We start from the raw sequence: 25574 nt of genomic DNA, 5'->3' as shown, positions 1-25574 counted from the left end.
CCTTTAAAGGGTGAGTATGCCTTCTGACACCCTCGAATCTCTATCCCGCATCGATGGCGTTGCGCTTGATCAGCGCAGCTTCGCGGATCTCACCACCTTGCATATAGGGGGTCGCCCCCGCGCTACTATCAGTTGCCAAACTTCTGACTCAGTGGTGGCCGTGGTATCGCTTCTCGACGCCCACCACATTCCCTTCCTCATCGTTGGCGGCGGTAGCAATCTGGTCGTCGCCGATGGAGAATTACCAATCGTGGCCGTGGTAGTAGAAAGTGATACGGTTCGGATCGATAAAGAGACCGGTCAGCTCTATGCTGAGGCCGGCGCCTGCTTCGATGACGTGGTGGCCAAGAGTATCGCCGCCGGCTTGGGTGGTCTGGAGTGTCTCTCCGGAATCCCTGGTTCTACCGGCGCCACTCCGGTGCAAAATGTGGGAGCCTACGGGGTAGAAATCGCCGATATCCTGAGCGGGGTAGAGCTCTATGACCGTATAACAGGCATTAGGGAGTGGGTGAGCGCAGAAAGCTTAGAGCTGAGCTATCGCTATTCTAATTTGAAGTTCACATCCCGAGCCGTTGTTTTAGCCATTACTGTGCAGCTGCGTACCGATGGTCTTTCCGCGCCGGTGCGCTTTGGGGAATTGGCTCGCCAATTGGGGATCGAGGAAAGCGAGGAGGAGCCGCGCCGCCCAGCTCACCTGGTGCGTTCTGCGGTGCTGACCTTGCGCGCGCGCAAAGGGATGGTTTACAACGAAAAGGATTTTGATACCTGGTCAGCGGGTTCTTTTTTCACCAACCCCATTGTCGACGAGCAGCAACTACGCGTAGTACGCCAGGTTTTAGGGGATGAAGCTCAGGCAATGCCGTGCTTTCCCCACGGGGACACACATTATAAACTTTCTGCGGCTTGGCTTATCGAGCGAGCGGGCTTTTCTAAAGGATATCCAGGTACAGGCCCGGCACGGTTATCGGATAAACATACCTTGGCCTTAACTAATCGCGGTGATGCGAAGGCCGCTGATATTGTGGCCCTCGCCCGCGATATTCAGGCTGGGGTCGAGGAGACCTTTGGGGTCATTCTCGAGCCCGAGCCGATTTGGGTGGGGATTTAGCTATTGCGCTCGAGGAGTGCATCGCGCACCTCGCGGCGCCTGATTTTGCCGAGCGGGTCGCGGGCAAGTTCCTCAAAGTGGTAGAAGGAGCGGGGCACCTTATAGCGGGTGAGGCGCTCGCGGCAGAAGGATTTCAACCCCTCCGGATCCAAGATGGCGCCGGGGGCGAGGGTGATGGCGGCAACAACTGATTCGGAGCCGTCGTCACGCGGTAGCCCCACAACGGCGCAATCCGTGACGTCGGGGTGCTCCGCCAAGGCCTCTTCAACCTCCGCGGGGTAGACATTAAAACCGCCCGTAATAATAACTTCCTTGATACGAGCCACCAGACGAATAAAGCCGTCTTCTTCCATAATTCCCACGTCACCGGTGCGATACCAATCTTTATGGAAGCTTTCAGCGGTGGCTTCTTCGTTATTTAAGTAGCCAGCGAAAACCTGAGGGCCGCGGGCTAGGACTTCACCTTCGGTACCATCGGGCATCGTTTCGTCGAGGTTATCGGGGTTCGCGATGCGAACTTCGGTATCCGGCATGGGAATCCCAACATAGCCAGGGCGACGATTCGGATTCATTGGGTTACCTACCAAAACAGGTGAGGTCTCGGTGAGACCGTACCCCTCAACGAGCAAACCACCAGTGAGCTTCTCCCACTGTTCCACGGTACTCACCGGCAGGGAGGATGCGCCCGAGAAGGAATTGCGCACTCCCGAAATGGAGATTCCCTCGGCCTCCGCCGCTTCGGCAATTTTCTGATACAAGGTCGGTACACCCGGAACCCACGTGGGCTTAACCTTCTTAATCATCTGCATCACCAGCGGTATTTGCGGTGCAGGTAAAAGGAGGAGCTCACCACCAACATAAACGGAGAGGTTCAAGATAACGGTGAGCCCATAAGCATGGAAGAAGGGCAGTGCAGCGAGGAGACGCTCTTCTTGATCGCCTAGGCCTGGTACCCATGCTTTACCTTGTAAAAGGTTGGCAAAGAGATTGCCGTGGGTCAGCTGCGCGCCCTTCGGGGCCCCGGTGGTGCCAGAGGTATAAAGGATCACAGCTACTGATTCCTTAGTAACCTCTACGTTATCGAAGACATCCTCGCCATTGCCGCCGAGCGCAGTGCCAGTGAGCACACTCCAAGGAATGGTATTAGGGGCATAGGCATGGAGTTGATCGCGCTTTTTAATGATCGCTGGAATGGGGAGTTTGAGAGCATAGCGCTGCAGCGTAGGCATCGCGTGGATCATATTGACAGAGACAATAGTCTCCAGCGGGGTCGTACGGCGCAACTTCTCCAGGGTTGAACACACCTTATCCCACACGATTGCGACTCGAGCGCCGTGGTTTTTAAAGGGCTGCTCTAGTTCGCGCGCAGTATACAACGGATTATGCTCAACGACCGTGGCGCCTAGTTTTAAAACCGCAAAATAGGCGGCTACGTGTTGCGGGCAGTTTGGTAGTGCGATAGCAACGCGGTCTCCGGCGCGCACGCCTAGGGCTCGCAGCCCGGCGGCAGCGGAGCGCACCTGTTTATCCAAATCGCCATAAGTTTCGCGGCGACCAAAAAAATTGGTCGCATTTTTATCAGCGTTAACAGCAATGCTGTTGTCATAGACATCGACGAGCGTCGAGTTTTCGTAGTCCAGAGTGTGGGGGGTCCAGTCTCCGTAATACTGCAGCCAGGCCTTGCTTTCGAGAGCAGACATAGAAAGTGTCCTCTTCTTTCGTGGGGCACGGGTGACCGTGTCGTGAAATAATTGCTTTCCCCACTCTACAATAAAACATGACGCTTTCCTCATATACGCGCCAGATTTTATTTCCCTTCCAAATCTTCATATAAAACCATAAGCCCAACGCGGTCAACAGATACTACACTTGACGGTCATGCGCGTCGCCATGATTTCTATGCACACCTCCCCCCTGCTACAACCAGGAATTGGAGATGCCGGGGGGATGAATGTTTATATCCTCAATACCGCGATGAATCTCGCTCAACGCGGGGTTGACGTGGATATATTCACCCGCGCCATAAGGCCTAGCGAAGGCGAGATCGTAACAGTGGCACCAGGCCTCCGGGTGATCAATATCGCAGCTGGCCCCTATGAAGGGCTGGCTAAAGAAGAAATGGCGACGCAATTAGCGGCCTTTAGTAGCGGCATCGTGCGTTTTATTCGCGAGCATCATTCCTATGACCTTATCCATTCCCACTACTGGCTGTCCGGACAAGTTGGATGGTTGCTGCGCGAGGTCTTTGGCATCCCCTTAGTCCACACCGCCCATACCCTAGCCGCGGTAAAGAACCACGATCGCGCCCTCACCGATACTCCTGAGTCAGAAGCGCGCCGGATCTGTGAGCAGCAATTGGTTGACCACGCAGATCTCCTGGTGGTCAATACTGCTGCAGAGACGAAGGATTTGGTGTACCACTACGACGCCGACGAGGCCAAGATCAGGGTGATGACCCCAGGCGTGGACACCACTCTTTTCACTCCGGGAGAGGATCGGAATACTGAGAAGGCGCGCCGGGAGTTAGGAATTCCGCTCTATGCCAAAGTGGTTGCATTTGTGGGTAGGCTTCAAGAATTCAAGGGGCCCCATGTACTCATTGAGGCGATTGCCAAACTTATTCATGCCGATCCGCACCGCGATCTCTATCTCGTGTTGTGCGGTGGGGCCTCGGGGGCCGCGGCAAGTATGACGCAGTATCACGCGATGGTTGCTGATCGTGGCATTGCCCACCGAGTGCGGTTTTTCAGGCCACGGCCGCCGCAAGAATTAGTGAGTATTTACCGTGCAGCCGATATCGTAGCGGTGCCGAGCTATAACGAATCCTTTGGCTTAGTTGCCATGGAGGCTCAGGCCTCGGGTACTCCAGTGGTGGCGTCCAAGGTGGGCGGCTTGCCCATTACGGTCAGCGACCGGGAAACGGGAATCCTCGTGGAGGGGCATAATCCGGCTGATTTTGCTACCGCGCTCGCCACGCTGTTAGATGATGATTCTTTGCGCATCACGATGGCTCGGCGCGCCCACATCCATGCTCAAAAATTCTCTTGGGATCAATCGGCCGAGGTATTGGCGGGAATTTATAGCGAGCTATGCTAGGAGATATGACACCTTTAGAAGTGAGAGATCCTCGTACTGGCGAATGCGTCGGTCAGGTCAATGAATTAGACGCCCAGGCAGTCGACCGCGCATACGCCGTCGCCCAGCACGCACAAGTCAAGTGGGCTCAGGTTCCTGTGAAAGAGCGCGCAGCCATTATGATGCGCCTGCATGATTTGATTTTGCGCAATCACAATGAGTTATTGGATCTCATCCAACAGGAGACGGGAAAGAATCGACGCAGTGCCTTCGATGAAATTCTCGATGTTGCGGTGACCGCCCGTCACTATGCCAAAAGAGCCCCGTATCTGTTGCGGCGGCATGCGGCGCAAGGGGCTTTACCTATGGTGACCAAAACTCGCGTCGATCATGCACCCATTGGTGTCGTAGGTATTATCTCACCGTGGAATTACCCACTTACCCTCACGATCTCTGACGCCATCCCCGCCTTACTTGCTGGTAATGCGGTTATTTTAAAACCAGACTCCCAAACCCCGCTGACCGCTATCTACGCGGCTCGTCTCCTCGTTGACGCAGGCCTAGATCCAGATCTTTACCAGATCCTTCCTGGGCCTGGGCGTATTGTGGGCGATCGGATAGCTCGCGTCGCTGATTATCTTATGTTTACCGGTTCCACTCAGACCGGGCGTAGCCTCGGGGCGATCGCGGGGGAGCGCCTTATTGGTTTTTCGGCCGAATTAGGGGGCAAAAATCCCCTCATTATTAGTCCCGATGCCGATCTGTCGCGCGCGGTCCGCGGCACCATTGAGGCGGCCTTTTCTAATTCCGGTCAGTTGTGCATCAGTATCGAGCGGGTCTATGTCCACCAAGATATAGCTGATACTTTTATTCCCGCACTTGTGAAGAAAGTCAAAGAAATGCGCATTGGCGGTGGCGGCTGGGAAGAAGATATGGGTTCTTTGATATCTGCGGAGCATCGCACGCATGTGATGGAGTACTTAGATGACGCGCTCAGTCATGGTGCCACCTTATTGCACGGTGGTCCGCGCGATGACCTAGGGCCAGCATATCTAGATCCTATTGTGCTCACCGGAGTCACAGACAGTGCGCGGCTATATCGCGAAGAGGTCTTCGGCCCGGTTATCGCTATCGAGGTCGTAGCAGATGAAGAGACTGCCATTAAAAAAGCCAACGATACCCAGTACGGATTGAATTCGGCGGTCTTTGCTCGTAGTCGCACGGGATGGCGTATCGCCGGCCAATTAGAGTCTGGAACGGTCAATATTAATGAAGGTTTTGCTGCTGCCTTTGGTTCGGTGGATGCTCCCATGGGTGGATGGAAAGCGTCGGGAACAGGGCGTCGGCACGCTGATGACGGGCTATTGAAATATACCGAGGCTCGCACCATTGCTGAGCAGCGATTTTTCCCCATCTCTGGGCCTCAAGGGGTAGATCGAGAACGGTATGCAGGGTTCTTAATGAATGTCCTACGCTGGGGTAAGCATATCCTCTAAAGGCGTCTCCACCCGGCTCGGAGCACGATGAAGCCTACGGCAATGATCGGAAGAATTCCCTGGCCGCCAGTATTGGGGAGGCGGCCAGGGGATGACTTAGTCTGAGTTTCGGCTGTGCGCGCTGGAATTTCGATGGTGGATATTTCGCTCGGAATAGAAAAACCCCAAATGGTCTGATCAACGTCATACCCTGGGGGTTCCTGAGTCATGATCAGGCAGTAGGACTGGCCACTTACCAAGCTAGCGGAGGTGATCTCTGGGGCAAGAGGAGATGTGGTGAGCGGAAAGAGATTCAATGGTTGAGTACCGGGGATCAACTGGTAATCAGGGGAACAGCGGTAGAGATCGAAGAACGCGCCGCCAATCTCCTCGCCATTTTCATTGCGTACAATAATATCAATGGTGGGAGCAGCCGCTAAAGGTTCAGTATGTACCCGAATTGTTGCAGATTGACCTGCGGGAATGCTCAGTGGGAGTTGCGCGCTCTCAAAGCGCCCACTTAAAAAACCTACACCCGACGAGGAAACCTCCAGATAAGCCACGCTGAGCTCGGCAGGGGGGCGGAACTCAAAGGGGGAGAGACCGAAGCGGTTATCCACAAAGAAAATATGGTCTTCGCCTAAACCTGAGGCGACACCATCGAGATATATCTGCTCCCCCACACTGTAAGGCTCGGGGATATCCTGGCACGCAGTGGCGCTTAGCTCAACACCAAAACCAACTGTGAGGACCACGTGATTTTTAGCTCCGCACTCAAGCTGATTCACAGGCGAATCAAGCCGGCTAGTGAGGCGAATGCGGTAAGTGCGATTAGACAAGGGTGCAAGATCACCGCTATCGACTATATAACCCTCTTCTGTGGCGAGAAGATCAACTGCTGTGGGTTCTAGAAGCTGTACCCGCTCGAGCATGAGTCCTGGGCTTATAGCGGGAGTATCCACGAGGGTGAAGGGCTGTGTGAAGGGGGTGTTATTGCGAACAGATATCAGATAGTCGAAGGAGTAGGGGGCATCCTCTGCTTGTTCCAGGGCGATCTTCTCCACGCTGATGGGCACCACGCCGCTGAGATATTCGAAGGCCTCTAGGAATGCGCGATTTAAGGCCACAAGCGGAGATTCACCACGAGGTGAAGAACTAGTTAACTCAGGCTGGGCATAAGCGACCCCGGTATTGAGACTCAGCGCAAGCAACAGACCACCAAGAAGGGTGCGTCGCAAACGGGACATGGGGCATCCTCGGGGTCAAGAGTTGGTCAATGCTGCCTCATGGTAACACCGTCACTCGTGCAGGTGAGGGAGGCGCCACCGGGAAAGTCATCCACTCCTTTTCATTGTGTACGACCAATACACTAGGTGGGTTAAACTTGTTGATATGACGCATTCAACTCCCCTTGATCTCGCTGCCGATCGCTATGTTCACGATATGGCGGCCCTCATCCCTACCCTAGCTAGTGCCTGGGGACTTGATGGCTATGAGGACCAACTGCAGGACTACAGCCCCGACTACCACGAGCAGGTATATCAGCGCACCGCCCGCATGCTGGCCGAGCTGGATCACCTCGACGGCGATCCTATAGCCAAGGCCACCATGCGTGACCGACTAGGGGTAGAAGTGGCCATGTCTGAGCAGGGCGAGGACCTAAGAGATCTCAATAATATTGCTTCCCCCATCCAAGATATCCGCGATACCCTCGTGCAAATGGGCGAGACCGGCCGAGCCGATAGGCTGCGCAAAGTTCCCCAAGCGCTTGAAGGCTATCGCCAATCACTCGCTCTTGCTGCTGATCGCAAAATGGTTGCAGCCCAGCGTCAAATCCACAAGGTTATCGCTGAAATCGATACATTGATTAGCGCTGACACCTTCAACGGTTTTGGGCCGGAGAAGGATATCAACAAAGCCTATGAAGCTTTCGCATTTCTGCGGCAGTGGTTAAAGGACGATTTGTTGCCCCAAGCTCCGCATACAGATGCCTTCGGTAGGGAGCGCTATGAACTCTTAAGCCACCTCTTCGTCGGTGCTCGTGTTGATCTCGACGAAGCCTATGAATGGGGAAACGAGCAGCTCAAGGACATCATCGCCCAACAACACGCGTGTGCTGCGGAACTCTATGGGCCCGATATGGATATCGCCACCTGTTTTGAGCGCCTAGACCGTGAGGATCGCTATACTCTCCGCGGTGTTCCGGCCCTGCAGCAGTGGATGCAACGGGTAGCCGACGCTGCCGTGAATGATCTAGCTGGCATCCACTTCGAGATCCCGCAACTAATGCGTACTATCGAGGCCTGCATTGACCCAGCTGGCACGGGGGGTATCTTCTACACCCAGCCCTCCGCCGACTTCTCTCGCCCTGGTCGGATGTGGTGGTCGGTCCCTGAAGGCGAGGACACTTTCCATACATGGCAGGAATTAACCACTGTGTACCATGAGGGCGTTCCAGGGCACCACCTGCAGTTGGGAACGGCCCTTCTGGCTCAGGACCGCTTGAACCTGTGGCGCCGGATCGCCTGCTGGAATTCCGGACACGGTGAAGGATGGGCCCTGTATGCAGAGTCACTAATGGCAGAACTAGGATATTTCGACGATCCGGGTTACCGCATGGGCTATCTTGATGCCCAACGTCTGCGCGCAGCTCGCGTCGTCCTCGATATCGGGGTGCACCTTGAGAAAAAGAACCCCGACGGAGGCGTGTGGGATTATGATTATGCGCGCGCCTTCTTACGCCGTCATGTAGCGATGGCGGAATCAGCCCTCGATTTCGAGATACACCGCTACCTCGGCTGGGCAGGCCAAGCGCCCAGCTACGCACTGGGGCAGCGCCTATGGCAAGAGCTGCGAGCTGATGCCGCTACAGCGGGAATGAGCGCTCCGGAGTTTCACGCGAAGGCGCTATCCGAAGGCTCAATCCCTATGGATATTTTGCGCCAGGCAGTGTTAGGGTAGCCGAAAAAGTCCGCGCACAATCCCAAAAATCACTCCCAGTACCCCCAAGATTCCAGCAATGATGCCGGCGATCATACCAGGTGTGCTGGGGGCTTTCGGTTGCGGAGAGCTAGGGGGCTTGGGCTGCGTAGTTGGAGTATTGGGCTGAGTAGTCGGTTTTTTTGGTGGCGCCGTTGGGATCTCAGGGTGGGTGGTCGGAACCGTAGGGTGGGCAGACGGGGCCGTAGAGTGAGGTGCATAAGGATCCTCGGTCTGCGGGACACTATCAGGACCTTCGTGAGACTTTATTATGTCTTCCACCCACTTCAAGTGGGGATGAAGTTCCGCATAATCCGCGAAGCCGGCGCTCGCCTTAAAACTTGACGAGGTTACCCCAGCAACGGCGCCATCGATCACCAATGGACCCCCGGAATCGCCGCGGCGCGGCGAGGCATCATTTAAATACTGCACTTCGATGGTCGAACCACCAAAACCAGCAGGATCCATGCGTAGCCTCTTAACAGCGATATCAGCTTTTTTGAGCCGGTGGAGGGTACCGCCGCCCCAGCCATAGGTGATACCTAGATCGCGGAACTGGGCTTGTTTGGGATAAAGCCCAGGGTAGGTAGGTACCGCCATATTCTCACTAATGTGCAGAAGCGCAATATCGCCAAATTCTGGAACCGTAGCCGAATCCACGAGGTACTGCCTGGCCTGGGGGTCATCCTTGAATGGCCGGTTGAGCCCGTGATGAACCGTGCTGGAGTGAGCACAATGGCGCGCGGTGAGTACCCAATGCGGATGAATAATCGTGCCAGTACATACCCCAACCTGAACGACTGCCTGAGCAATGGGATCATCGGAACTGACTTCTACTCCACCCACCAGTGCATGAGCCACAGGCACGTGGCCGAGCAAAGAGGCGGCTAAGCCTAAGGCCACGATAGACTTCTTCACGTTCTAACCTTTCTCACCCGTTTGTGATTGCGGTTTTTGATCATAGAGCACTTATGCCATACGAGAAATATGTGGACACCAAGCTTCCTTCTTCCGCACCTACGAGACCTCTGCTGAGCTGCTCTCAGGACCCTCCTAGGGGATCGTGTAAAAGTGTTAAAAAGTCCACATTTGCCCGACATGTTGGTTTTTCGAGCTGACTTTGCGCCCATTTAATGGCACACTAAGAGCTATGGCTAATGGAAAACTAGTACTCCTCCGTCACGGACAGAGCGAGTGGAATGCGTCCAACCAATTCACGGGCTGGGTTGATGTCAACTTGACCCCTCAAGGCGAGGCCGAAGCAAAGCGCGGCGGCGAGCTCATGAAGGATCAGAATATCCTCCCCGACGTGCTGTATACCTCCTTGCAGCGTCGTGCTATTCGCACCGCACAAATTGCTCTCGACGCCAGCGACCGCCTGTGGATCCCCGTTGTGCGCGATTGGCGCCTCAACGAGCGCCACTACGGTGCACTGCAGGGCCTCAATAAGGCTGAGACCAAGGAAAAGTACGGCGAAGAGCAATTCATGGCGTGGCGCCGCTCCTACGACACCCCACCACCAGCACTCGATGATAATAGCGAGTTCTCCCAAGCACACGATCCTCGCTACGCACACCTGGATGAAGTGCCCCGTACCGAGTGCCTCAAGGACGTTGTTGCTCGCTTTGTTCCTTATTTCGAGGAAGAGATTCTGCCTCGCGTGAAGAAGGGTGAAACCGTTCTCATTGCTGCGCACGGTAACTCCCTGCGGGCCTTGGTCAAGCACCTCGACCATATCTCCGATGATGATATTGCTGGTCTCAATATTCCAACCGGTATCCCACTGGTCTACGAGCTTGATGCTGAAGGCACCGTGCTGAACCCAGGCGGCACCTACCTCGATCCTGAGGCAGCTGCGGCTGGTGCTGCTGCCGTTGCTGCTCAGGGCGGCAAATAATACTCCCTTGAAAGCACGAGGATAGTACGGCATGGAACTCCTCCTTGCTTTCGGCGCGGGCGTGGCCTTGATGGCCTTAGCCCGCGCTTTTTTCAATCCACCACCGCAGCGTGTGGTGGCCAATGATCACGATATCTTAGAGCGAGCCCCCATCGGTCTGCTCATTATCGATTCCGATGACCACCTCATCTTTGCCAATAACCTCGCGCGTCAGTTGGGGTTGGATACGCTGGGTATAGGACGACAGGGGAGTTCCACCATTCAGCTAGCTGAAAAGATTCTCCATATTGAGCGCTCTGACCTTGGGAACGCTACCGCGATATACGCCTACGATGATTCCAAACATCATCGACTCGAAGCAGCCCGCCGCGATGTGGTAGCCAATATTACCCACGAATTGAAAACCCCAGTAGGCAGTATTGCTTTATTAGCTGAGGCGCTACGCCATAGCCTTGACGAGCCGGAACAGGCAGAAAATTTCAGCCAACAGCTCTACGCAGAGGCACACCGACTCGGGGAGATGATCTCCGAACTCATTGCTCTCTCCCAGCTTCAAAGTGCACGTCCGGGAGACAATATGCAGCTTGAGCCACTCGATGAGATTATCTCCTTAGCCCTCATGCGCAACCAATTGGCCGCCGATAATGCCCACATCTCTCTCAACAGCGAAACTGTACCAGGGCTGAAACTTTACTGTGACGCCAGCCTTCTGGCCACAGCGCTATCTAATCTCATCTCCAATGCTATCCACTATTCCCCTGCTGGCTCCACGGTATGGGTGAGTACCATCTCGAATAATGAGGGAATAGATATTGTGGTGCGCGATCAAGGTATTGGGATTGCGCAACGCTATCATGAGCGTATTTTCGAACGATTCTTTCGCGTCGATGTGGCCCGTTCCAGGGCGACGGGTGGCACGGGACTGGGGCTGGCTATTGTTAAGCATATTGCCCATATCCATCACGCTCAGATACGTGTGGAGTCTGCAGAGAATAAGGGTTCAACCTTTATTTTGAGCTTTCCTCCAGGTGAATGTAGAGGCGGTGAGCAATAATGACTACAGTTCTTTTGGTTGAGGACGAAATGGCCTTAGCAAGCCCCTTGATTTTTCTCCTGGAAAAGGAGGGGTATCAGGTCATCCACGCTGCCAATGGTCCAAGTGCGTTGGTGGAATGTGATACTCAAGCAATAGATATCGTGCTTCTCGATCTCATGCTGCCCGGGATGTCTGGGGTGGCAGTGTGTAAAGAATTGCGAGAAATGAGTTCCGTACCCGTCATAATGGTGACGGCAAAAGATTCCGAAGAGGATAAAATCCGCGGCTTCGAGGTGGGGGCAGATGATTATGTTACCAAACCCTTTTCTGCCAAAGAATTAGTAGCACGCATTAAAGCAGTGCTGCGTCGCGGTCCAGATCGCAGCGTAGATCGCAGCATAGATCGCAGCGAAGATCGTGGTGATCAGGTAGAGCGTGGCACGAGCAGGCTTATCCTCGATACTGATACCCGCTCTATTGTAGTGGACGGCTTGAGACAATCCTTAGCCCCCAAAGAATGCGAGCTTCTCGAATATTTTATGTGCAATCCAGGTAACGTTCTCACCAGGGGTTTGCTCATTGAGCGAGTGTGGGGCGCTGACTATGCGGGAGCGACTAAGACTCTCGACGTCCATATCAAGCGGCTTCGAAGCAAGATAGAAAAGGATCCCAGCAACCCAATTCACCTTATGACCGTGAGAGGCGTGGGTTATCGCTTCGAGCCCTAAGAGTAGCGGGATGGGTATAGAAAAGCCTTTCTACCAGCTCTGGTGACATGGTTTTCTCAGCCTCCAGGCGGGCATTTTCCCGCATGATGAGATGATTTTCGAGAATATCGAAGCAGGCAGTGCCAAGCAAAGCCAATAATTCTTCTCGGCAACTACGCCACAGCGGTTGGGCGTTCTCATGGCAACCAGGTGCGGTCGTGCAATACCAATCGAAATCCTCACCACCATTGCCCCATCCGCGCCTGGTGTACTCAGTAATGGTGGTGCGCAGAATTTCCTGCCCGTCACTCCGCTGCTCGTAAGCATCAATTCCGCGCAGGGGAAGTTGCCAACACACTTCTGGCTTCACCACAGTGAGATCTCGACCGGTTGCACTGGCCCACTGGTGCAAGGCGCATCCAGTCCCAGAGGCCCACCCAGGACGATTGGCAAAGATGCATGCTCCATCAATAATCGCTGTTTTTAAAGCGGGCTCGTTCTCGCCCTCCTCATTTTCTAATTCATCCCACTCCAACCACGGCTCTAAAAGCTCGGGGCGATGATGAACATCATCAATGACATCATCGGTGGTGTCAGGGCGCAATTGCCAGTAGCGGGCAGGCATCTGAGAAACAGCGTCGAAAAGCGCTACGCGATCATCCTCATCCGCGAGGAAGGCACCGTGATTGCAGCAGCCCACGGATGGAGCATCGCTTAAGATTCCGTGACAGCGGGAGGTCCCGAAGGCACAGCGATAATGCGATTCGAGCCATGTGAGGTCAATGTCAAGAATATGGAGGGGATCCTCAGGGTCGGTAAATTGCCACCATAAACGGGGAAAATCCGGTGCTAATTCCGCCCCCGAGAGGATACTTCGCCCGGCTGGACTGGTTCGGGGGAAGCCCAGATTAATCCGCGTATGCTCGTTCACACCCGCATATCCTAGACGCATCGGGGGAAAATATGCGATACGGGTGGGCTATGGCTGATAAAATTCTTGTGAATATATAATCCTCTGAGAGTTTCTCAACTAGGGCTATACTTGCACAAGCTCATGATAACGCGTTGAATAACCTAGAGATGGCTGTAGGATTATGCTACCCAGATACCTAGAGCCGAGAATACTTGGGAAGGTAATGAAAGATGAGTGAGAAACAGCTTACAGTTGCTGAGCTCCTAGCCAGGGCCGGCAAGGAAGAGGCTGCCGAGCCCACCCGCCGGCGCCGCCGCCGCAGCCTCGACGAAGGCGGCGTCTCTGTCGCCGAACTAACCGGCAGCATCCCTAAGGTGGAGGCAAAACCCGCCGAAGCAAAACACTCATCGGAACCCCTCGATCCTGATCCTGAAGACACCCCCGTCACGGTAGTCGCAGAGGACGTTACCCCAACTCCAACGTCGACGGAGCCAGAGGTTATTGTTGACAACGTTAATACCAGTGTCAACACCGAGGACGAGGCAGATAGCGCAGATGAAACGGTGGTCCTCTCGGTGGTACGCGAGGATGAACCCGTGCGCCTGACCACCTCTGATTTTCCGGCACAGGAGAAGCAGGTGGCGGTTGCTGATCTCACTGAGAAAAAGCCTCCGGCTACTGGCTATGATGTCGAAGGCCAGCCCACCCCAGTCTTTGAAGAAGAAGAAGCGGCTCCCGTTGAGGAAGAGACCCGTTCTATCTCGGTGCTCTCTGTGATCCTCATGGTCGTTGTGGGAAGCATTATTGGCTTCAGCGTCTTTGCAGGTTTCGAATATCTGTGGGGTCATTTCAGCAAGAGCGTTGTCGGGGCACTTGCGCTCGGCGCAACCGCAGGTCTGGTAGTGGTGGTGAAGATACTGCGCACCTCACACGATATCTTCTCCATGGCGCTGGCAGCCGTGGTTGGCCTGGTCATTACCTTTGGGCCGTTATTAGTCGTTGGCTTCTAAGTTTTCATCCCCGCCTGAGATAAGAGGCGGGGTTTTTCTTAAGTGCATTTGCTTCAAATTTTTGGCATGGTAGAACCATGACATCTGTAGCAGTAGTTGGTGGCGGAAAAATAGGCGAAGCTCTTATTGCGGGGCTGATCGAGGGTGGCACGAACCCCAAGGATATTCACGTATCGAATAGGCGGGAGGAGCGGGGAACCTTTCTGCTTGAAACATACGGCATTGTTCCGTTTGACGAACCAGCCGCTGCCGTCGACGGGGTAGATGTCGCATTTTTGTGCGTCAAACCCAAAGTGCTCCTGAATATTGCCGACGAGATCTCTGATGTGATCTCCAATAATGACGCCACCACCGTGGTATCGATGGCGGCTGGGGTCAGCTGCGCGGCTATCGAGGAGGTTCTGTCCGCCGGAGCGCCGGTAGTCCGCGCAATGCCTAATACCCCGATGCTGGTTAACAAGGGCATGATTGCCTTGGCTCCGGGACGCTTTGTCGAGCAGGAGCAACTAAACGAGGTGGTAAAACTCATTTCTGCGACGGGTCGAGTGCGCTTAGTGCTTGAACAGGATATCGACGCTGTCACCGCCATGAGTGGATCCTCACCGGCCTATTTCTTTCTCATGATTGAATCCATGATCGACGCGGGAGTGGCCTTAGGTCTAAGCCGCGATGCTGCCCAAGAGTTGAGTATTACCGCCCTGGATGGTGCGGCGGCCATGTTGCGTGAGACGGGCGCAGATCCTGCACATCTGCGCGCTAATGTGTCCTCCCCAGGTGGTGCCACGACGGCCGCGATTCGCGAATTTGAAGAGTCTGGTTTCCGAGGCATGGTCTACCGGGCAACGGCCGCGTGTGCGAAGCGTTCGGGGGAGTTAGGGTAATAGATACCCCTGCACAGACAATCCAAGCTGGCTCGGCTGTCGGACTTTACCGTGCTCAGCGAGGTTGATATGAAAACGAGGGGTACTTTTTTTAACTTCTGTTCGCAACAGTCACACCGTTCACGCTAGAATCGTAGAAGCACGTGCGTGTTTTGTTCTGCAGGAGGGGAAGCCTGCAGCGCGCTCGCCGCTGAAGGGTATAGGTTAACTATGGCTAGAGAAGAAAACGGAACCTTTTTAACAGTCGCGGAAGTCGCAGAAATCATGCGAGTATCCAAAATGACTGTTTACCGGCTTGTTCACTCCGGTGAGCTGCCAGCGGTTCGCGTTGGACGCAGTTTCCGCGTTCACGAAAAAGCGGTCAATGAATATCTGAATGCCTCGTATTACGAAGCAGGTTAATATCAGATATCTCAGTGAACCCAGTGCCTGTGAAGGCGCCGACGGCGGTGTATAGGTCTGCGCATGCAGTCTGTATACCGCCATTTTCGTCGTCCTAGATAAGTGCCCGACCCTCGGCAGCAGCCAAGATATGACCTGAGGTTCGATTTATAGAGCGATCCCTTGTTTGAAGCGTGGCTCGATCTGTGGCTCCATCCCTTGTTTGATTCATGCTCCGATCTTTGGCGCGGTAGTGTGATAACCGAACAAGTACCCCAAGTGCCCAAGGCGGAAACTGCCCTCTTAATTTTTGTTCATGGCTGATGCTCGGTATGATTGACACCATTCGTGTCAGGCAAGGCTTTTGCACGAGAATTTCTCGCGGATGCGGCATCGTATCTCCATGGGTGGCCACGGTTACTCTTTATGGCTGGGATGCGGTATCTTGTTGAGATTTTCACACCGCAGGGCGAAAGTGCACTTCGGACTGCTGGGAAGCATTCAGTCCGTGCAATGAGCCAGCAAGACTGACGTCGGAAGTACGTACATCCATCTAGTAAGCGAGGGAAACCGATATGGGTTCTGTCATTAAGAAGCGCCGCAAGCGCATGTCCAAGAAGAAGCACCGCAAGTTGCTCCGTCGTACCCGAGTGCAGCGTAGAAAACTCGGTAAGTAAAACGTCTGTCAAGATCCCTGCCCCAAGGCATCACCTGAAACGATTGGTGAAATCTTATGGGCAGGGATTTTCTGTGTCACCGTACCAGCTAGGATCGACGACGAGCTTTCCAGGTTCGCCACGAAAACAGGGCTGTGATCAGAGCGGGAGCACCAAAGGTGCGCACCGCCTTGCGTACACTGCGATAATCATATATTTCCCACCCATGTGCTTTGGAAATCTTGCGAAGCTGGCGATCGGGATTAATAGCCACCGCCGTACCCACCATCGACAACATGGGAGTATCGTTAACCGAATCAGAATATGCGGTGCACTGTTTGAGATCGATCCCTTCTAAGGTGGCCAATGCCGCCACCGCATGGCGTTTGCCGGGGCCGTGAAGAATATCACCGACGAGTCGACCCGTAAACTTGCCATCCTCCACCTCGGCAACGGTGCCTAAGGCTCCAGTAAACCCTAGGCGTTCTGCGAGAATCTGTCCCAGCTGGACAGGTGTGGCCGAGACGAGCCACACTTGGTGGCCCGCAGCTAAATGTTCTTCGGCTAGCTGCTTAGTACCTGGCCACATTCGATCGCTCATATGGGAATCGACGATCTCACGGCAGAGCTCGACTAGATCAGCGGTCTCTCGTCCTGCAATAAACTCCAGTGCCTGTTCTCGGCCAATAGCGACGTCCTTCGCAGATTCTTGACCGGTTACACGGAATTTAATCTGCTTCCACACCATCGGAATGATATCCCCGACTGTAATAAAGCGCTTGCGGAAAAGACCGATGGCAAAGACAATCATCGAAGACCCTTGTATTAAGGTGTTGTCGATATCGAAGAAGGCAGCCGCTCGCTCTGTAGGCGGGTGAGTAGGGTCCGGTTGCTGTTTTCTGCCTCGCCCCGCGGCCTCAAATGCTCCAGATACGGACTTTAAACCAGAGTCGTAGTCACTGAGCTCTAGTCCAAAGAGCTCGCTAGCTGCTAGAGCGGCCGCTGCTTCACCAGCTGTTCGTTGGGCTTCATCGTCGATAGGGGGGAAGGCTTGCTCTTCGAAAAAACGCCGCATATTGCCGCGCGTGCTGCTCCAGCTCGCCAGAAAATCTTCGGGTCGCTGGTGCCACTGCGGGTTTCCGGAGTGTGAGGGTGAAGGGGCATCGCCTGAATGAGATGCAGGTTGAGGGGAATTCATTGCGGGTAGTCACTACCTTTTGGGGCTTGGTGAGGTGCTGATTAACGCTACTATCTATCATGCCAGACACACGTATATTCCGCCGTAGCCCTTGTACTAAGCCAGTTGATAGTTTGATTGATACCAGCCCGTGGGGTGTAGCGCATAGGAAGCACAAACCAGCTGCTCTTCCTCAGCCTAAAAGTATTAGGCTAGGAGGTATTTAAAGAAGATTCCGTGGGGTCATCAGCGCGGCATAAAAATGGGGAGGATCTATGGCATCGAAGGTCGAATTGATGGTGCGCAAGCAGTGTGGCTCGTGTGTGCGGGTGCGGGAGCAAATACGTCCGGTTGTACAGGCGGCTGGTTTGGAATTATTGGTCATTGACGTGGAAACCGATCGCGAGCTTTGTGCTGAGTTCTCGGATCGGGTGCCCGTTGTGGTCATCGACGATGAGGAATTTAGTTGCTGGGAGGTGGACAATAGCGACTTAGCCAAGGCTTTGTTGTAAAAAAGTGCGTGATATGACAAGGTTAAATAAACCTTAAATATGCAGGAATTATCCATCTAAAGTTGGATATCTATCGTGCTTTTGGCGGATGGCTACGCGATGCACACCAAAGCGAACGTGGAGAACAGAGAAGGGATAACAGGCGATGAGTGTCCTCGTTGTGGGATTATCCCACAAATCAGCGCCCGTCTCTTTGCTGGAAAAATTAAGTCTTGATCCCGAGCACCGCGATCGCATGGCTCACCAGCTTCTGGCTCGAGACTCAATATCCGAGGCCATGATCATTTCTACGTGTAACCGAGTTGAGGTCTACGTCGTTACTTCCTCCTTTCACGGTGGAATCTCGGATATTGTGAGTGTTCTCCAGCTCAATTCAGGGGTCGATTTCGACCAACTGCGTTCCTCTCTATACGTGCGTTACGATGACGCCGCAGCCGAGCATATGATGGTGGTGACCTCCGGCCTCGACTCCATGGTCTTGGGGGAACAGCAAATTATTGGTCAAGTCCGCTCCGCCTACCAAGCCTCAATTGCTGCTGAGAGCGTTGGCCCGAAATTGCACGGCCTAGTACAGGCCTCGCTCCATACGGGCAAGCGCGTCCACTCCGAGACGGAAATTGATGCAGCTGGAGCCTCAATGGTGTCCTTTGCTTTTGAGCAATCTCTTGGGCATCTGCAGGCGGAGGATTTTCGAGGGAAAACCGCGCTCGTCTTAGGGGCGGGTGTCATGGCTTCCCTGGCCGCCACGCACCTTGGCAGACTGGGCATTAACAAGCTCATCATCTCCAACCGCACCCAATCGCGCGCGGAGCGATTAGCTGAGCATGCTCGCGAATCAGGGGTAGAGGCTGAGGTTATTGATTTCGGCCTGCGTACTCAAGCTTTGCGCAAAGTTGATATTGCTGTTTCAGCCACGGGCGCCCAAAACTTCACCATTACCGCTGCCGATATCCCTGCCATGGACCAGCGTCAATCAGAGCTGCTTCTTATCGATCTCTCCCTGCCTCGTGATATCGAGGATGCGGTGACCGAAAGAGGAGCCAGATTGGTCAATATCGAACGCCTTCACGCCATTCGATCCGACCGTGGATTTATTCCCTCCGACGCCCAAGCTCAAGCGATTGTTGCGGAGGAACTCAAAGCCTACTGCTCTGAGCAGCGGATCAAGGATGTCGTTCCCGCGGTGACGGCTCTCAGGCGCCACGGAGCGAAGCTTGTTGAATCCGAGATGGCCAGGCTGCGCTCGAAAGCAAGTGGGCTCGATGCCCAAGAGCTGCACGAAGTTGAGCGATCAATGCGGCGCGTCGTGGATAAATTGCTCCACCAACCCACAGTGGCCGTGAAACAACTAGCGGCTGAATCTCGGGCCGTCACCTACGAAAGTGCCCTCCAGGAGCTTTTCGGGGTCGCACCAGCCGGTCGATCCATTACGGTCGATCTCGACGCGATGCCGCTCAATGAGGAAATAGGAGCCTAGAAATGTTGACAATCGGTACCCGAGGATCGCTACTGGCCACCACGCAGTCTGGCCATATCCGAGATGCACTGCATCAACTGGGGTACCACGCAGATCTTCGCATTGTCGCCACACAGGGGGACGTCAATATGGCCCCAGTGGAAAGAATCGGCGTGGGAGTATTCACCCAAGCCTTGCGTGATGCCCTCGCCCAAGGAGACTGCGATATCGCTGTTCATTCTTTTAAAGATCTCCCCACCGCGCCCGACCCCCGTTTTTATTGTGTGGTTCCTCAGCGCGCTGATGTCCGGGACTGTCTCATCGCTCGCGATGGCTTAGATTTCGCAGCCCTTCCCGAAGGCGCTGTGATCGGAACCGGCGCCCCGCGCCGTATATCCCAGTTGCGGGCGATGCGTCCAGATATTCAGACCCGCCCCTTACGAGGCAATATTGATACTCGCATAGCCAAGGTGCGCTCTGGGGAACTCGATGGCGTTGTTTTAGCATATGCGGGGCTGGCGCGCGTCAATAGGAATAACGAAGCTACCGATATTTTTAATCCTGAGCAGTTTATTCCCGCCCCTGCGCAAGGCGCATTGGCGGTCGAATGTCGCGCAGACGATCAGGCCGCTATTGCTGCTATTTCACAGCTAGCAGACCACCCCGCTACAGCGTGTGCTCTCGCTGAACGAGCGGTTTTAGCCCACCTCGAAGCCGGCTGCACGGCTCCGGTGGCCGCCTATGCTCGTCTAGAGGCAGATACTCTCACTCTTGTGGGAAGTGTTACCCGACTCGATGGCGGCCTCACGCTGCGAGCCCACGCAACCGGGGCTGTGGATCAGGCTGCGAACCTAGGCGAAGAGGTGGCGGCAAAGCTCTTTGCTCGTGGAGCCGCGTTGCTCCTCGATTAGGACTTAAGGCCATTATGATGCCCACAATCGTGGTGCCTCGAGCGCTCGGACAGGCACAAAACATGGTCAACGCCATCGAGCACCACGGCATGTGCGCCCTCGTCGTACCCATGATTGCCATCAAACCTACCCGCGATCAACAGGTCTTATCTAAGGCATTACAAGGCGCATATGAGTGGGTCATTTTCACCTCCACCAATGCTGTTGATGCCTGCCGCGAGGCCTTACCTCTCCATGGAGTGAAAATAGCGGCCGTCGGCGTCAAAACCGCACGTGCGCTCGAAGAACTCGGCCAATCGGTTGATGTAGTTCCGCCCGCACAGCACTATAACGCCACTGGACTGCTCACTATTTTTCCTCCCTTTTGTGCACAGGGCACACACCAACCCCAAGGCGCAGGGAGAGTTCTGCTGCCTCGAGGCAACCTGGCGAGCCCAGAACTACCCGCAGGGTTGACCTCGCTGGGATATGAGGTGGACTGCGTCGAAGCCTATCGAACCGTGGAGGCACCACCGCCCCCACCAGAGGTGCTAGAGATCATGGCGGCAGGCGACTACGCGGCAATCTGTTTGAGTTCGGGATCGATGGCTCGACATTTTGTTAGTCGTTTCGGTCTTCCACCACAGCGGTGTGTTGTGGGCTGTATCGGTCCCCGCACCTTAGCCGTGGCCGAGGAGCTCGGACTACACTCCACAGTGATGCCCCCTGTTGCCACTGTCGACGCACTGGTTAGGGTCACCATCGACCAAGTACGATCAAGGTTGAAATTCGAATAATAATGAAGGCTTAATCATGACCTCCCACTATCCACAACGCCGTCCTAGGCGGCTGCGCGTTAATGCCACGATGCGAGATTTCGTTGCAGAAACAACGCTGCAACCCGCAGATCTCATTTACCCGCTCTTTATTGCCCACGGTCTATCTCAACCTCGTGAGATCAGTTCGATGCCTGGCCAATATCAACACACGTTGGACTCCTTGCGCGAAGTCGTCGGCCAAGCGATTGAGTGTGGTATCCGCTGCATTGATCTCTTTGGAGTCCCTGACGAAGGTAATAAAGACGCTCGTGGCACGGAAGCGAGCGACCCGGATGGCATCCTCAACCGAGCAATTTCAGTGCTCCGCCAGGAATACGGTGATGATATCCTCATTATGGCCGATACCTGCCTTGATGAATTCACCGATCACGGTCACTGTGGAGTGCTCACTGAGAATCAGTGGGGTGAGATGATCGTTGATAATGATGCTACTCTTCTCCGTTATAAAGATATGGCGGTATCGCAGGCGCGAGCCGGAGCGCATATTATCAGCCCATCGGGAATGATGGATGGACAAATCCGCGCGATCAGGGAGGGGCTTGACGAAGCGGGCTACCATGATGTGGCCATTATGGCCTACTCCGCTAAATATGCATCTGCATTCTTTGGGCCATTCCGAGAAGCCGTCGGCTCCAGCCTGGTGGGGGATCGGCGCGCTTATCAGCAAGACCCCGCGAATGCGCGCGAGTCGCTGCTTGAAGTCGATCTAGATATAGCCGAAGGTGCCGATTTCGTCATGGTAAAACCAGCTATGAGTTATCTCGATATCGTACGGCAGGTAGCAGATCGTTCACCTATCCCAGTTGCCGCCTACCAAGTCTCGGGTGAATATGCGATGCTACACGCGGCAGCCAGTAACGGGTGGCTCGACCTCGATGCCGTGATGATGGAATCCCTGCTCTCTATTAAACGTGCAGGCGCTGAGCAGATTTTGACTTATTTTGCGTTGGATGCGGCAAAAAAGCTCCGTAACTTTTAAACTGGAGAGACAAATTTATTGGCTTGCGGAGCCACGAGAGTAGATTTTGAGGAATTATGAGCGAACCGGGATCAAAACCTGAATTAGTGGCTTTTGCGATCAAACTGTTAAGCGGCATTTTTCTCATCGAGATTCTCCACCAGATTATCGCCACAGTGGGCGCTATCATCCACCGGGATACTCTTATCCGACAAATTCAACAGGCTTATGCGGATTCGGATGCCGGCCTCAAACCCGGCCCCGCGATGCTCGATCTCCTTGCAATAGTCAGTATTTGCTTCTCGGCCTTAGTTGCTATCGCTCTCGTCGGGGTCTTTGCGTGGTTTGTGACCACCTTGTCGCAGCGGGGCAAGCGATCTGCGATGGCCCGACGATTGCTTATTTATGTATGTATATATCTCAGTGTTCGGGGAATTTTTGTCTTTGCTGTCACTGAGGCAAATGCTATGTCCTTAGTGCTGTTAGCAATCAACGGCAGCTTACAAATTCTTATCGGTGTGGGAGCAGCCTTAGCGGTTTATCTTTTAGGCCGAGAAGAGATGCGTCGCTGGGCTGAGGATGACACTAACTCCACGCCCCTATTGTCGATTCGGTCATAGAAAGGCGTATATAGCGGGTGGATGAGGCCGCCGCGGTGTTCCTTATTGTCCTTTCAGCACCCATCAGAGTCCCGCAGTTTCTCACGGTGTTCTCCAGTGCCGTGAGAAACTGCGGGGTTTTGCTATGACTATAAGATTTTTCTAAGTATTTAGTGAGCTCCCAGTCCTGATAAAAAGTATTTGAATATAAATGCTTTACAACCGTGAGTGGTATCACAAATATATTATGCTGTGAATAAGATCCCCAATATCTAGTAGCATATCAGCAAAAGCGCAGATCAAACCATAGGTGAGTGGAAGAAAGAGGTCCGTTTCTTCGGCCTTTTCTGGGGATGATATTACTAAGAGCCTTAGCCGGTGTGCATAGTTATTTCCTATTTGTTACCGTGGTCTTCACAGAAAACTTATTAACTACAGGAGCTCCTGAGGGTCGACTGATTGCTTGGCTCCACGAGCAACCAGCTCGACCAAGACGGGGTGCGGATATCGCCCTCATACAGGCGCTCCGAAAGAAAGGTTCACGATGACGCAAACCTATGGCCGTCGCAATGCGGGGAAAAACCTCAGTGCTGGCAAATTCCGCACAGGGCTTTCCGCAGCTGCAATTATCGCCTTAGCCGCAACAGGCTCCCTGAGCGTCCCAGTGATTGCTGAGGAGAACCCAGCAGCTGATGCGCAGGTTGAATCTCAAAATCAGGATGCACAGACTGATGCGCAGTCTCAGGACGCTCCAGCAGCAGACGCTCCAGCGTCGGATACTGAAGCGCAAGATACCCAGACGCCGGATGCTCAGACTCCACAGGGTGGCGAAAAAGCGCCAGCTTATGAATCTGCTCCAGTTACGGAAGATATCAACGATCTCCCCGAAGGCCTTCGCGACCTTATCGGTGGAGCAAATGACGAGACCGATACCGACAACGATGGTATCCCAGATGCTTATGAGGCCTTCTACGGAACCAAAGTGGGCAATCCTGATACCGACGGTGATGGCATCCTGGATGGCGACGAAGTTCTAGGAACGCACAATCAAACGTTCCCTACCGGTTATTTTCCTGATACCCCCGGCTCAACCAACCCTGCCGATGCCGATACCGATAACGACGGCACGAGCGACGGTGTGGAGCTTAAGGTTAAGTACAACGAGGTCACCGGGGAGACCGAAACGCTCGACGGTGAAAAGACCGACCCCAACGACAGCACCTCCGGTGCTTTGACTCTAACTTTGCCCGACGGTGAGGATACCGACAACGACGGCCTCCCCGACGCCTTCGAGCTAGAAATTGGTACCAAGATCGACAACGTTGACTCCGACGGGGACGGGATTACCGATTACGATGAGGTCTTCGCAACCGTGTCGAACGATCTCTTCAAGAATCATTCCTTCAATCCGGAGTGGCCAGCAGGCAATACCGACCCCAACAACGCAGATACCGACGGAGATCTGATCCCCGACGGAAAAGAAATGCAGGTCAAGGTCCGAGGCAATAAAACCGTTGACGATGGCATTCCAGGCACCCTACCTACCGACCCAAACAAAGCTGACTCGGACGGCGATGGCCTCACCGATAAAGAGGAGCAGGACTACGATACTGATCCTTGGGAAGCAGATACCGATAATGACGGCATCGGTGACGCCGCTGAGGTGAAGGGTCTACTCTCGGATTTCGAGACCAAATTTGATCCCTCACGTCCAGCGGGCAATACCAACCCTAAGGATCGGGATACCGACAAAGACGGAGTGCTCGATGGTATTGAATTGGGTACCTACGTCGATGAGGCAACGGGCCAGACCTTTGTGAACCCTACCCTCGATCCTCGCTTCTTCACCGATCCAAACGTACAAACCGTCGATACCGACGGTGACGGCCTAGCGGATCCCGTAGAAGAGAACTTCGGAACCAACCCTCAGGCGAAGGACTCTGACGAGGACGGAATTGATGATTTCTCTGAAATTGCTGGTACCTTCAACCCCTTCAAGGATCAACACGCAGACGGCATCAATTTCCCAGGGAGCACCAACCCAACTAATAACGATACGGATGGCGACGGTATCCTAGACGGTGAAGAACTGAAGGTTCGCTTCGATGAGACCGAAGGCCGCAGTATCCAAGATGAATCTGCCTTCGGTGAGTACACCAACCCTAATCGCGATGATCGCGTGGTGGATACCGATGGCGACGGCATTCCCGACGACGAAGAGATCGCAATCGGAACTGACCCACAGCTGGCCGACACCGATAAGGATGGCGTTAATGATCTGGACGAGCTAACCGGCAAATACGGTGAGCCAACCGATCCCCGCGATCCAGACTCCAAGCCCGCGACCGCTGTACCTGAAGAAGCTCCTAGTGTTGAGCTTCCTGAGGGCGAAGTGCCGGAGACCGCTGTACCTGGCGAGGCTCCTAGTGTTGAGCTTCCTGAGGGTGTAGTGCCGGAGACCGCTGTACCTGGCGAGGCTCCTAGTGTTGAGCTTCCTGAGGGTGTAGTGCCAGAGACCGCTGTACCTGAGGAGGCTCCTAGTGTTGAGCTTCCTGAGGGTGTAGTGCCAGAGGCTGCTGTTCCTGGCGAGGCTCCTAGTGTTGAGCTTCCTGAGGGTGTAGTGCCGGAGACTGCTGTTCCTGGCGAGGCTCCTAGTGTTGAGCTACCTCAAGGCGAAGTGCCGGGGCAAGATAAGACCGGTAGCGCCGATCTTAAGGATCCGAAGTTCTGGACTAACCTTCTCGGTGGGGGCGCCATTGCCGCAGCAGCGACTTTCGCTATCGCAGCGCTGGTATCTCTGATTCCTGGTGGTCCTGTTGCCGGAACCTGGCCTCAAAACCGCCACGCACCTTTTGATTGGACCCGCCCATTCCCATGGCTGCGTCCTATCGTTGATTCCTTCATGAAGAACTTCACTAATCCACAACGCTAGGATCAGGAAGTCCTAATACAGAAGATTAGGCGATGACTTTGGCTCTGAGCTGCTGATGAAATAGCAGCCCAGAGCCTTTTCATTTCTCTTAGC

Annotated in this window: 23 protein-coding genes; 18 read left to right on the top strand and 5 right to left on the bottom strand. The window is 54.3% G+C overall.

Translation table 11 applies throughout. The features are described 5' to 3' along the window. Positions 1–16: 16 nt before the first annotated feature. The gene (locus tag NXS13_RS03905; protein ID WP_259289415.1) at positions 17–1108 is read left to right on the top strand and encodes a UDP-N-acetylmuramate dehydrogenase; all 1092 of its coding nucleotides are present in this window, start codon (positions 17–19) and stop codon (positions 1106–1108) included. Here NXS13_RS03905 and NXS13_RS03900 read toward each other — a convergent pair. Beyond that, positions 1105–2808 (bottom strand): long-chain-fatty-acid--CoA ligase, encoded by a 1704-nt coding sequence (locus NXS13_RS03900; protein WP_259077639.1) that lies wholly within the window; start codon positions 2806–2808, stop codon positions 1105–1107. The genes NXS13_RS03905 and NXS13_RS03900 overlap by 4 nt on opposite strands. A gap of 178 nt (positions 2809–2986) precedes the next feature. Here NXS13_RS03900 and mshA point away from each other — a divergent pair, with 178 nt between their 5' ends. Continuing rightward, a complete protein-coding gene (gene mshA / locus NXS13_RS03895) occupies positions 2987–4204 on the top strand; it encodes a D-inositol-3-phosphate glycosyltransferase (RefSeq protein ID WP_259077635.1) in 1218 nt (405 codons plus the stop codon). A gap of 5 nt (positions 4205–4209) precedes the next feature. Further along, positions 4210–5679, top strand: a complete 1470-nt coding sequence (locus NXS13_RS03890; protein WP_259157914.1) for a succinic semialdehyde dehydrogenase — start codon at positions 4210–4212, stop codon at positions 5677–5679. On the opposite strand, the gene NXS13_RS03885 is transcribed toward NXS13_RS03890, so the two are convergent. Further along, positions 5676–6905: a hypothetical protein gene (locus tag NXS13_RS03885; RefSeq protein WP_259289398.1), complete on the bottom strand. Its 1230-nt coding sequence runs from the start codon at positions 6903–6905 to the stop codon at positions 5676–5678. The two genes, NXS13_RS03890 and NXS13_RS03885, sit on opposite strands and share 4 nt — an antisense overlap. A gap of 145 nt (positions 6906–7050) precedes the next feature. Here NXS13_RS03885 and NXS13_RS03880 point away from each other — a divergent pair, with 145 nt between their 5' ends. Continuing rightward, positions 7051–8619: a DUF885 domain-containing protein gene (locus tag NXS13_RS03880; RefSeq protein WP_259077618.1), complete on the top strand. Its 1569-nt coding sequence runs from the start codon at positions 7051–7053 to the stop codon at positions 8617–8619. Here the strand turns inward: NXS13_RS03880 and NXS13_RS03875 are convergent. After that, positions 8611–9555 carry a S1 family peptidase gene (locus NXS13_RS03875; RefSeq protein WP_259077616.1) on the bottom strand — a complete coding sequence of 315 codons (945 nt, stop codon included), beginning with the start codon at positions 9553–9555 and terminating at the stop codon, positions 8611–8613. The two genes, NXS13_RS03880 and NXS13_RS03875, sit on opposite strands and share 9 nt — an antisense overlap. A 232-nt stretch (positions 9556–9787) precedes the next feature. Here NXS13_RS03875 and NXS13_RS03870 point away from each other — a divergent pair, with 232 nt between their 5' ends. From NXS13_RS03870 to NXS13_RS03860, 3 genes are read left to right on the top strand one after another with little or no spacing between them, the layout of a single operon-like run. Next, entirely contained in the window at positions 9788–10534 is a 747-nt protein-coding gene (locus NXS13_RS03870; RefSeq protein WP_259077613.1) for a phosphoglyceromutase, read from the top strand. A gap of 31 nt (positions 10535–10565) precedes the next feature. Next, positions 10566–11588 carry a cell wall metabolism sensor histidine kinase WalK gene (locus tag NXS13_RS03865; RefSeq protein WP_259289397.1) on the top strand — a complete coding sequence of 341 codons (1023 nt, stop codon included), beginning with the start codon at positions 10566–10568 and terminating at the stop codon, positions 11586–11588. Beyond that, entirely contained in the window at positions 11588–12298 is a 711-nt protein-coding gene (locus NXS13_RS03860) for a response regulator transcription factor (protein ID WP_259077609.1), read from the top strand. Before NXS13_RS03865 ends, NXS13_RS03860 begins: the two co-directional genes overlap by 1 nt. Here NXS13_RS03860 and NXS13_RS03855 read toward each other — a convergent pair. Continuing rightward, positions 12258–13208: a hypothetical protein gene (locus NXS13_RS03855; RefSeq protein ID WP_259289396.1), complete on the bottom strand. Its 951-nt coding sequence runs from the start codon at positions 13206–13208 to the stop codon at positions 12258–12260. The two genes, NXS13_RS03860 and NXS13_RS03855, sit on opposite strands and share 41 nt — an antisense overlap. Before the next feature lie 212 nt (positions 13209–13420). Between NXS13_RS03855 and NXS13_RS03850 the strand changes: the two genes are divergently transcribed. The 4 genes from NXS13_RS03850 (at position 13421) to NXS13_RS03835 (ending at position 16139) form a co-directional block, all read left to right on the top strand. Then, positions 13421–14200, top strand: a complete 780-nt coding sequence (locus NXS13_RS03850) for a hypothetical protein (RefSeq protein ID WP_259289395.1) — start codon at positions 13421–13423, stop codon at positions 14198–14200. A 77-nt stretch (positions 14201–14277) separates the two neighbouring features. Beyond that, complete coding sequence (gene proC, locus NXS13_RS03845) at positions 14278–15081, top strand: pyrroline-5-carboxylate reductase (protein WP_259077603.1); 804 nt, start codon at positions 14278–14280, stop codon at positions 15079–15081. Between the two features lie 210 nt (positions 15082–15291). Next, complete coding sequence (locus NXS13_RS03840) at positions 15292–15483, top strand: helix-turn-helix domain-containing protein (protein WP_259077602.1); 192 nt, start codon at positions 15292–15294, stop codon at positions 15481–15483. Positions 15484–16037: 554 nt separating this feature from the next. Further along, positions 16038–16139, top strand: coding sequence for a 30S ribosomal protein bS22 (locus NXS13_RS03835; protein WP_003402602.1), 102 nt, complete (start codon positions 16038–16040; stop codon positions 16137–16139). 88 nt (positions 16140–16227) lie between these two features. Here NXS13_RS03835 and NXS13_RS03830 read toward each other — a convergent pair whose 3' ends face one another. Next, on the bottom strand, positions 16228–17316 hold the full coding sequence (locus tag NXS13_RS03830) for an HAD-IB family hydrolase (RefSeq protein ID WP_259157927.1): 1089 nt from the start codon (positions 17314–17316) through the stop codon (positions 16228–16230). Between the two features lie 254 nt (positions 17317–17570). Here NXS13_RS03830 and NXS13_RS03825 point away from each other — a divergent pair, with 254 nt between their 5' ends. From NXS13_RS03825 to NXS13_RS03795, 7 genes are all read left to right on the top strand, one after another. Then, complete coding sequence (locus tag NXS13_RS03825; RefSeq protein ID WP_259157931.1) at positions 17571–17807, top strand: glutaredoxin family protein; 237 nt, start codon at positions 17571–17573, stop codon at positions 17805–17807. Positions 17808–17952: 145 nt separating this feature from the next. Continuing rightward, positions 17953–19284, top strand: coding sequence for a glutamyl-tRNA reductase (locus tag NXS13_RS03820; protein ID WP_259077596.1), 1332 nt, complete (start codon positions 17953–17955; stop codon positions 19282–19284). A 2-nt stretch (positions 19285–19286) separates the two neighbouring features. Continuing rightward, entirely contained in the window at positions 19287–20174 is an 888-nt protein-coding gene (hemC, locus tag NXS13_RS03815; RefSeq protein ID WP_259289394.1) for a hydroxymethylbilane synthase, read from the top strand. A 14-nt stretch (positions 20175–20188) separates the two neighbouring features. Beyond that, entirely contained in the window at positions 20189–20950 is a 762-nt protein-coding gene (locus NXS13_RS03810) for a uroporphyrinogen-III synthase (protein WP_259289393.1), read from the top strand. 16 nt (positions 20951–20966) lie between these two features. Further along, the gene (gene hemB, locus NXS13_RS03805; protein ID WP_259289392.1) at positions 20967–21971 is read left to right on the top strand and encodes a porphobilinogen synthase; all 1005 of its coding nucleotides are present in this window, start codon (positions 20967–20969) and stop codon (positions 21969–21971) included. Positions 21972–22027: 56 nt separating this feature from the next. Beyond that, complete coding sequence (locus NXS13_RS03800) at positions 22028–22570, top strand: hypothetical protein (protein ID WP_259289391.1); 543 nt, start codon at positions 22028–22030, stop codon at positions 22568–22570. A gap of 523 nt (positions 22571–23093) precedes the next feature. After that, a complete protein-coding gene (locus NXS13_RS03795) occupies positions 23094–25481 on the top strand; it encodes a hypothetical protein (protein WP_259289390.1) in 2388 nt (795 codons plus the stop codon). The last annotated feature ends 93 nt before the right edge of the window (positions 25482–25574 follow it).

The sequence above is a fragment of the Corynebacterium sp. ES2730-CONJ genome (assembly GCF_024834055.1).
In the GTDB taxonomy this organism is placed as follows: Bacteria; Actinomycetota; Actinomycetes; order Mycobacteriales; family Mycobacteriaceae; genus Corynebacterium.
This window is presented reverse-complemented; position numbering and strand designations above follow the sequence as displayed.

Excerpts from the sequence above, each read along its gene's own strand:
- NXS13_RS03825 (WP_259157931.1), top strand. The coding sequence starts at position 17,571 with ATGGCATCGAAGGTCGAATTGATGGTGCGCAAGCAGTGTGGCTCGTGT.
- NXS13_RS03830 (WP_259157927.1), bottom strand. The coding sequence starts at position 17,316 with ATGAATTCCCCTCAACCTGCATCTCATTCAGGCGATGCCCCTTCACCC.
- NXS13_RS03840 (WP_259077602.1), top strand. The coding sequence starts at position 15,292 with ATGGCTAGAGAAGAAAACGGAACCTTTTTAACAGTCGCGGAAGTCGCA.
- mshA (WP_259077635.1), top strand. The coding sequence starts at position 2,987 with ATGCGCGTCGCCATGATTTCTATGCACACCTCCCCCCTGCTACAACCA.
- NXS13_RS03900 (WP_259077639.1), bottom strand. The coding sequence starts at position 2,808 with ATGTCTGCTCTCGAAAGCAAGGCCTGGCTGCAGTATTACGGAGACTGG.
- NXS13_RS03820 (WP_259077596.1), top strand. The coding sequence starts at position 17,953 with ATGAGTGTCCTCGTTGTGGGATTATCCCACAAATCAGCGCCCGTCTCT.
- NXS13_RS03860 (WP_259077609.1), top strand. The coding sequence starts at position 11,588 with ATGACTACAGTTCTTTTGGTTGAGGACGAAATGGCCTTAGCAAGCCCC.
- hemB (WP_259289392.1), top strand. The coding sequence starts at position 20,967 with ATGACCTCCCACTATCCACAACGCCGTCCTAGGCGGCTGCGCGTTAAT.
- NXS13_RS03870 (WP_259077613.1), top strand. The coding sequence starts at position 9,788 with ATGGCTAATGGAAAACTAGTACTCCTCCGTCACGGACAGAGCGAGTGG.
- NXS13_RS03890 (WP_259157914.1), top strand. The coding sequence starts at position 4,210 with ATGACACCTTTAGAAGTGAGAGATCCTCGTACTGGCGAATGCGTCGGT.
- NXS13_RS03850 (WP_259289395.1), top strand. The coding sequence starts at position 13,421 with ATGAGTGAGAAACAGCTTACAGTTGCTGAGCTCCTAGCCAGGGCCGGC.
- hemC (WP_259289394.1), top strand. The coding sequence starts at position 19,287 with ATGTTGACAATCGGTACCCGAGGATCGCTACTGGCCACCACGCAGTCT.
- NXS13_RS03885 (WP_259289398.1), bottom strand. The coding sequence starts at position 6,905 with ATGTCCCGTTTGCGACGCACCCTTCTTGGTGGTCTGTTGCTTGCGCTG.
- NXS13_RS03800 (WP_259289391.1), top strand. The coding sequence starts at position 22,028 with ATGAGCGAACCGGGATCAAAACCTGAATTAGTGGCTTTTGCGATCAAA.
- proC (WP_259077603.1), top strand. The coding sequence starts at position 14,278 with ATGACATCTGTAGCAGTAGTTGGTGGCGGAAAAATAGGCGAAGCTCTT.
- NXS13_RS03905 (WP_259289415.1), top strand. The coding sequence starts at position 17 with ATGCCTTCTGACACCCTCGAATCTCTATCCCGCATCGATGGCGTTGCG.
- NXS13_RS03795 (WP_259289390.1), top strand. The coding sequence starts at position 23,094 with ATGACGCAAACCTATGGCCGTCGCAATGCGGGGAAAAACCTCAGTGCT.
- NXS13_RS03835 (WP_003402602.1), top strand. The coding sequence starts at position 16,038 with ATGGGTTCTGTCATTAAGAAGCGCCGCAAGCGCATGTCCAAGAAGAAG.
- NXS13_RS03810 (WP_259289393.1), top strand. The coding sequence starts at position 20,189 with ATGATGCCCACAATCGTGGTGCCTCGAGCGCTCGGACAGGCACAAAAC.
- NXS13_RS03865 (WP_259289397.1), top strand. The coding sequence starts at position 10,566 with ATGGAACTCCTCCTTGCTTTCGGCGCGGGCGTGGCCTTGATGGCCTTA.
- NXS13_RS03880 (WP_259077618.1), top strand. The coding sequence starts at position 7,051 with ATGACGCATTCAACTCCCCTTGATCTCGCTGCCGATCGCTATGTTCAC.